Raw genomic sequence first — 6,192 nt, forward strand, 5'->3', positions numbered from 1 at the left:
AATGTTAAAGCTAAGCAGAGATGACCGGGTTCAGGCAAACCTGAGATGTCCGATTTATGATGTTATTATCCTGGTCGAACGACCGCTATATTTTCCTGCTAAATACTGCGCTCAGCCCCATGCCATCGTTATCATCATAGATTTCCAAATATATGAATCCTGTTTTCTCTAAGACTCTTATTGATGCAATGTTTTCTGGATGAGTTCTGGCTATAACCTCGATAACATTCTCAGGTAATACAGTGTTCTCAATAATTCCATTGACAAATTCAGTCGCATATCCATTTCCCCAAACATCGGGGGTGAACTTGTAACCTAAACTAAGAACCTCTTTCCCTCTGAATCTTTTAAAAGAAAAGCCGCCAAAACCAATAATGCAATCTTCATCTGAGGTCATGCTAATTGCATGATTCCCAATGTCTTTAGCACTCCAGTGTTCTATCCATGTGTTCAGCACTGACTGAGAATGTTCGATATTGGGAAACGGAGGTAACGGGTTATAAGCATTATTCTCAACATCTCCATATATACGAAATAATGCATCCACATGCCTGTGTGAAACTTTTCTGATTATTAGATTTTTAGTTCTGATCATATTTTTATGCTCAAGGAGTTAATCCATCAATTAATTACGGGAGGACTTCAATAGCTTCAAGAAGGTCATCCTCATTAACCGCCCGTTGCCGCTTTTTAGTAGGATCTTTCTTCGCGCTCCTGCGGCTTGGTCCGTGACCGGCCGGGAGGCCCTGAGACCGCGTATTATCACGCTTGTCTTGCATCAGCTTGGCCACGGCCAGCGCGTGTCCAAGCCGTTTGTTGTCAACGATCGCACCCTGGTCAACTTCAGACAGCCGGTCGTAGGCAGAGTAGGGAAGCACCGTGCCGTGACTCCTGAGTTCAATGCGACCATCCGGGTACTGCCAGGCATCCAGATATTTACCCATCGCGCGGCGGCTGTCATCGTTATCCTCAAGCAGCAACAGCATTTTATCGTAGCGGACCGTCAGCGCTTTCGAAACCTTGCGCGGTTCGCGCCAGGTAAATATCTGGTTCAGGTTGTCGTCTGCATCGAGCGGACGGTGAACGTCAAAATCATGCCTCGGTGCCTTCGCGAAACGCCGGTTGTAGTCCGCCATAAACTCAGCGGCAAAGGCGTTAGCCGCGTCAGGCGTGCTGATGTCACGCAGCCTGAGTTCCTTGACCAGCCGATCCTGCAACGTGAGGTGTGCACGCTCCACGCGGCCCTTGGCAGAGCTGGTGTTGGCGCAGATGCCGGTGATGTTCAGCTCGTTCATCGCGCGACCGAACTGCGTCTGACCGTCGCCGCCAGCCGCATTTTTATTGTTGATGCGGAACACGCTGGCCTTGTCGCTGTAAAATGCCAGCGGCTTGCCGTGCTGCTCCAGGTAGCCGCGCGTGGCTTCAAAGTAGGTGAACGTGGACTCGGAGCGGACGAAATGAATCTGCATCAGGCGGCTGGTCGCGTCATCCACATAAACCAGCAGCGTGCAGGCCGGGCCGCGTTCCTCGAACCAGCGGTGATCGCAGCCGTCGATCTGTATCAGCTCGCCGACACAGGCGCGCCGGTAGCGGGGTTGCTGAATCTTTGGGACGCGATGCCTGCGCGGGATCCAGAGTCCTGACTGCATCATCAGCTTGCGTACGGTCTCTTTAGACAGCGTCACGCCGTGCAGCTCGGCCAGCTTCTCGCAGGCCAGCGTCGGACCAAAGTCTGAGTAGCGCTCGCGGATGATCTGAACCGCACGTTCAGCAAGGCCTGCAGGCAGCTGATAGTTGCTGGGCTTACCGCGCCGGCGATCAGCCATGCCCAGCGGACCGTCTGTACGATAGCGCTGAAGCAGGCGACGACAGTGCCTGTCGGAAATACCGAGACGCTCAGCAGCGAGATGGGTTGTCAGGCGCCGGTCGACAACGTCCTGAATAACTTTAAGCCGGTTAACTTCGTTCATCGTGAAAAACTCCGCACCAGAAGCCGCCATGTCAGGATCCTCAGCAGGTAGCCCGAAGCGGCCAGGTAAGCTTAGCTCAGAACGGCCAGGTTAGCTTTGCCTCCATAATCAAAGTGCGGGTAATGCTATTTATGTTAAATCATGTTGTTAGGAGCTTTTCTTTTCAGGAACATCAAGTTGTCTCTAATCTCCAATATCACTAAGACATATCCTTAAGCTAAATGAAGTTAAAAATCTTTACTTGCAAAAACCAAAGGTATAGGATTATTCCTATAGTGTCGATTTTCCCTTTCTGATTTTTCAATTTATGCCTATTCAGATAATGCAAAATTAATTAAATAATGCAAGGATGATAATATGCAAGACCATCCAATGATTGCTCAGTTTAGAGAATATATTCGTTCGCAAAAGGAAAATGAGCCTGTTCAAAACGCATTTCATACTGGATTGTTGAGGTGCAGTGAAACTGGTACAAAGTCCTATGAGTTTACTGTAGGTTGGAATCCATTCAAAGCTGATGAGTGTGATGATAAATGGCAATCATTCAACATTAGGCTCATTGAATACATTGAAGGTTCTAATTTTAATGAAGATCAATTAAATGAGTTAAATGCATCTATACAAATGGATGATAGCCATTGGAATTGGTTATGCAAAATTAAACTGTACCAGACTGATGAATATAAATGGTTTTTCTTGAATGTTGATAGTGAGCCACAAGCTGTTTGCTTAATCTATCACCCTAAGGATAGTAAACTAGGTCTTGGCAAAATTTTTTACGTGGAATACCTTGCTGTCGCCCCATGGAATCGTGACAACCCGCTTGAAAGGCGTTATCTCGGTGTTGGTACTCAAATGTTAAAAGAGGTTGTGGCTTATTGCAGAGATCAACTCGGGTTATACCCCTCATTTTCTTTGCACGCTTTAAAGAGGGCTGAGGGTTACTATAACCGAATTGGAATGATTAAAATGCATGAGTTCGATAAACCCGGGCTCTCCTTTTATGAAATGCCTGCAGATAAAGCAGCAATGTTATTGGGGGTATGATGGACAACAGCGAAATAAATGATGAATTCGACTTTCATGTCAATCAGTCAGACTCCCCTTCAGTAAATTTTTATATTGAGCATTTTGGCGCATATAAAAGAGCGTTGCATGATGTAAAGAAAGTGATTAAATCTGAAGAATTTAATGAAACCAGATTTTTTAATGAATTTTATGAAGAAAAAAGGAGGGCTTTACTTTATAGGAAAAATGGAGGAGGTTATAATCCGTTAATCACTCACTGGCTTTCACTGGTTAAACAATTAGCAAATGTCTATTGTGCCAGTTTTCCTGTTCCAGAGTTTAAAACGTTGTCTAAAGAGTTTCTAAAAGAAACTGCTCAAATGAGTTCTGATATTAATAACTTATCAAAAATAGAACGTCATTTGCTTGATAAAGGTATTCTTTTTATCTTAGAGCCATCAATTCCAGGTTTAAAACTCGATGGTGCTGTTTTTCTAATTAATGACAAGGTTGCTGTTTTAGCAATGAGCCTTCGTCATAATCGTCTTGATAATTTTTGGTTCACTCTTATGCATGAGTTAGCGCATCTAAAGTTGCATTCAGAAATATTAAGCGATCCAATTATTGAAAATCTAGATGAAGAGCCAGATTCTGAAATTGAACTTGAAGCCAATATGTATGGAGGAGATACTCTTATTTCAAGGCAAGATTGGCGTTCCTCATCATTACATTATCACGTAAATGACAAAAAAATCTTATATGAATTTGCAGCCAAAATAGGTGTTCATCCAGCTATTGTAGCAGGTAGATATCGTAAGGAATATAATAATTATAGAGTTTACAATGAGATAGTTAATGATTTTGATGTAAGAGGATATTTTGGCTTATGAGATATGTACCTTTTTTGAAATTTAAAGGAAATGAAGTTGGCGCACTTAAAGAGTTGCCAACTTTTATAAAAACCAAAGTTATTCCTTTCTTTGATATACCTAGAGATGATGAGTTGACTTCAGAAACTCTAAGTAAGAAAGTGTGCACTGCTTACAGAAAGTATGAGTTGCATATGCAGGATTTACCTGCATTTTATCTGGATAACTATGATATTGATGATGGCATCAAAATTTCCGGGCATAATAATTACAAGTTCATAATTGATGTTTTTTCAAAATCTAGCTTTATCCCCGTTATCGGTTTAGATAGAAGCGCAGAACGTATAAGATGTGTTTTTGAATCAAGGGATGCAGGTGAAATCTCAAGCGATGTAATAGCTATCCGATTGACTGAAGCAGACTTTATTTCATGGCGTCTTATTCAAGACGATATAGAAAGCTTGATGAATGACTGCATTCGTTATTTTTCAAATGTGCATCTGATAATTGACAATAGAGTGTGCTCATCAGTTTCCGCATCATCTAGAGCGGAAAAATTAACCTTGTTGATTAATGAGTTAGTTTCCCGTTACCATTTTGAATATATAATTTGCACGGGGTCTATTATACCAGCATCAATATCGGATTTAATAGGCACTGGCAAAGTTGGTTTCTTTCAGAGAAATGAATTAAATATATATAATCTTCTGAAAAATGAACATCCCGATGTTGTCTTTGGTGATTATACCGTAGTCAGTCCATTATATTCAGACGTGAACATACCAAAAGAAGTGCTGCAAAAAGTCATGGCACCAAAGATCTTATATTCTTTTGATGACAAACTGCATATCTCGCGAGGTCATGCTCTAGAAAGCCATCCCAGAGGTGCTAAGCAATATAATGACATGGCTATAGATTTAGTTAGTAAAGCTTTCTTCAGAAAGGCTCCATACTCTTGGGGTGATAATTTCATTGTTGAAAAGTCATTAATGAGAGGAAAAAACGTCACTCCAAACTCTATAATTAAACCACTTGTGAATGCTCATATTACGTTTGTATTTAATACAATCTAACTAATTGTCTATTACACAAAAAGCTTGCAACATCCTTGCCTATTACTGATAGAGGCAAGGAAGCTGCAATAGCTTGCGCGAGATCTCGTTTGTTAATTTTAATAGAGATATTGAGATTGTATTTATTAATTAGTTGAATCATTTCACTTCGCCAAAGAATTTTTACCGCACACTCTTTATTGAAGTATGGGCTGTTAGTTGCCTTACGAATAAATGTATGTTTATATCGGTTATTATCTGTTTCGAAAATAATTATCCCCCAGTGTTCTGGAGTGGTTTTAATCGCATTGTTAATATGCTTCCTTGTGGTGATCAATGTTGTTTTACGGAATGACTTATCATAATGTAACCCCTGAGTTTTTAAACGGCTGATGTTATCATTATCACCTTTAATTTCATAGCAATGAGCTTCTTTATAAATGGCTGCTACATCTGCTATTGCCTGGCCAAACTGTATATGTAATTCCTCAATTATTACCCTTGGTGAAACACTTAATCGCTTAAGATATTCGTTTAGTGCTTCCCTTAATTCCGCATCATTCAAGTTCATTTATGACTCTATCAATAAAGTTAAATATTTCAACTGTATGTTTGTTAAGCAATTACACGTAATGAGGCTTACATATTTTAAATATTTTACAAACTACTTAATGATAAGTCATCATGCATTTTGAATCGCTATGGGTTTAACAGACACCTCAGAGTCATTTAAGATGGCTTAAAGAGAGGTGCCCATGAGCGGTAAGCGTTATCCAGAAGAGTTTAAAATTGAAGCAGTCAAACAGGTTGTTGATCGTGGCCATTCTGTTTCCAGCGTTGCAACACGTCTCGATATCACTACCCACAGCCTTTACGCATGGATAAGGAAGTACGGTCCGGATTCTTCCACAGATAAAGAACAGTCAGATGCTCAGGCCGAGATCCGCCGTCTCCAGAAAGAACTGAAGCGGGTTACCGACGAACGGGACATATTAAAAAAAGCCGCGGCGTACTTCGCAAAGCTGTCCGACTGAGGTACGCCTTTATCCGCGACAACAGCCGTTGCTGGCCTGTTCGTTTGCTGTGTCGGGTTCAGGATGTCCATCCAAGTGGATTTTATTTCTGGCTTCAGCAGCCACATTCACAACGTTACCAGGCAGACCAGATGCTGGCCGGGCAGATCAAACAGTTCTGGCTTGAATCTGGCTGCGTCTATGGTTATCGCAAGATCCATCTCGATCTGCGTGATAACGGGCAGCAGTGCGGAGTGAACCGAGTCTGGCGGCTGATGAA

6 protein-coding genes and 1 pseudogene are annotated in these 6,192 nt (G+C 42.0%); 4 read left to right on the forward strand and 3 right to left on the reverse strand.

The features are described 5' to 3' along the window. Nucleotides 1–85: 85 nt before the first annotated feature. Nucleotides 86–595: a GNAT family N-acetyltransferase gene (locus tag CRO33_RS24135; protein ID WP_097119184.1), complete on the reverse strand. Its 510-nt coding sequence runs from the start codon at nucleotides 593–595 to the stop codon at nucleotides 86–88. A gap of 34 nt (nucleotides 596–629) precedes the next feature. Then, nucleotides 630–2,000: an ISNCY family transposase gene (locus CRO33_RS24140; protein WP_097119185.1), complete on the reverse strand. Its 1,371-nt coding sequence runs from the start codon at nucleotides 1,998–2,000 to the stop codon at nucleotides 630–632. A gap of 327 nt (nucleotides 2,001–2,327) precedes the next feature. On the opposite strand from CRO33_RS24140, the gene CRO33_RS24145 reads away from it, so the two are divergent. From CRO33_RS24145 to CRO33_RS24155, 3 genes are read left to right on the forward strand one after another with little or no spacing between them, the layout of a single operon-like run. After that, complete coding sequence (locus CRO33_RS24145) at nucleotides 2,328–3,017, forward strand: GNAT family N-acetyltransferase (protein ID WP_097119818.1); 690 nt, start codon at nucleotides 2,328–2,330, stop codon at nucleotides 3,015–3,017. Then, a complete protein-coding gene (locus tag CRO33_RS24150) occupies nucleotides 3,014–3,868 on the forward strand; it encodes an ImmA/IrrE family metallo-endopeptidase (protein WP_097119819.1) in 855 nt (284 codons plus the stop codon). The genes CRO33_RS24145 and CRO33_RS24150 overlap by 4 nt, the downstream gene beginning before the upstream one ends. Continuing rightward, nucleotides 3,865–4,920: a beta family protein gene (locus CRO33_RS24155; protein ID WP_097119820.1), complete on the forward strand. Its 1,056-nt coding sequence runs from the start codon at nucleotides 3,865–3,867 to the stop codon at nucleotides 4,918–4,920. Before CRO33_RS24150 ends, CRO33_RS24155 begins: the two co-directional genes overlap by 4 nt. Here the strand turns inward: CRO33_RS24155 and CRO33_RS24160 are convergent. Further along, nucleotides 4,907–5,470 carry a sce7726 family protein gene (locus tag CRO33_RS24160; RefSeq protein ID WP_097119821.1) on the reverse strand — a complete coding sequence of 188 codons (564 nt, stop codon included), beginning with the start codon at nucleotides 5,468–5,470 and terminating at the stop codon, nucleotides 4,907–4,909. The two genes, CRO33_RS24155 and CRO33_RS24160, sit on opposite strands and share 14 nt — an antisense overlap. A gap of 184 nt (nucleotides 5,471–5,654) precedes the next feature. Here CRO33_RS24160 and CRO33_RS24165 point away from each other — a divergent pair. Beyond that, nucleotides 5,655–6,192 (forward strand): annotated as a pseudogene (locus CRO33_RS24165) (transposase); the annotation flags it as partial.

The sequence above is a fragment of the Pantoea sp. GL120224-02 genome, assembly GCF_900215395.1.
Classification (GTDB): domain Bacteria; phylum Pseudomonadota; class Gammaproteobacteria; order Enterobacterales; family Enterobacteriaceae; genus Pantoea; species Pantoea communis.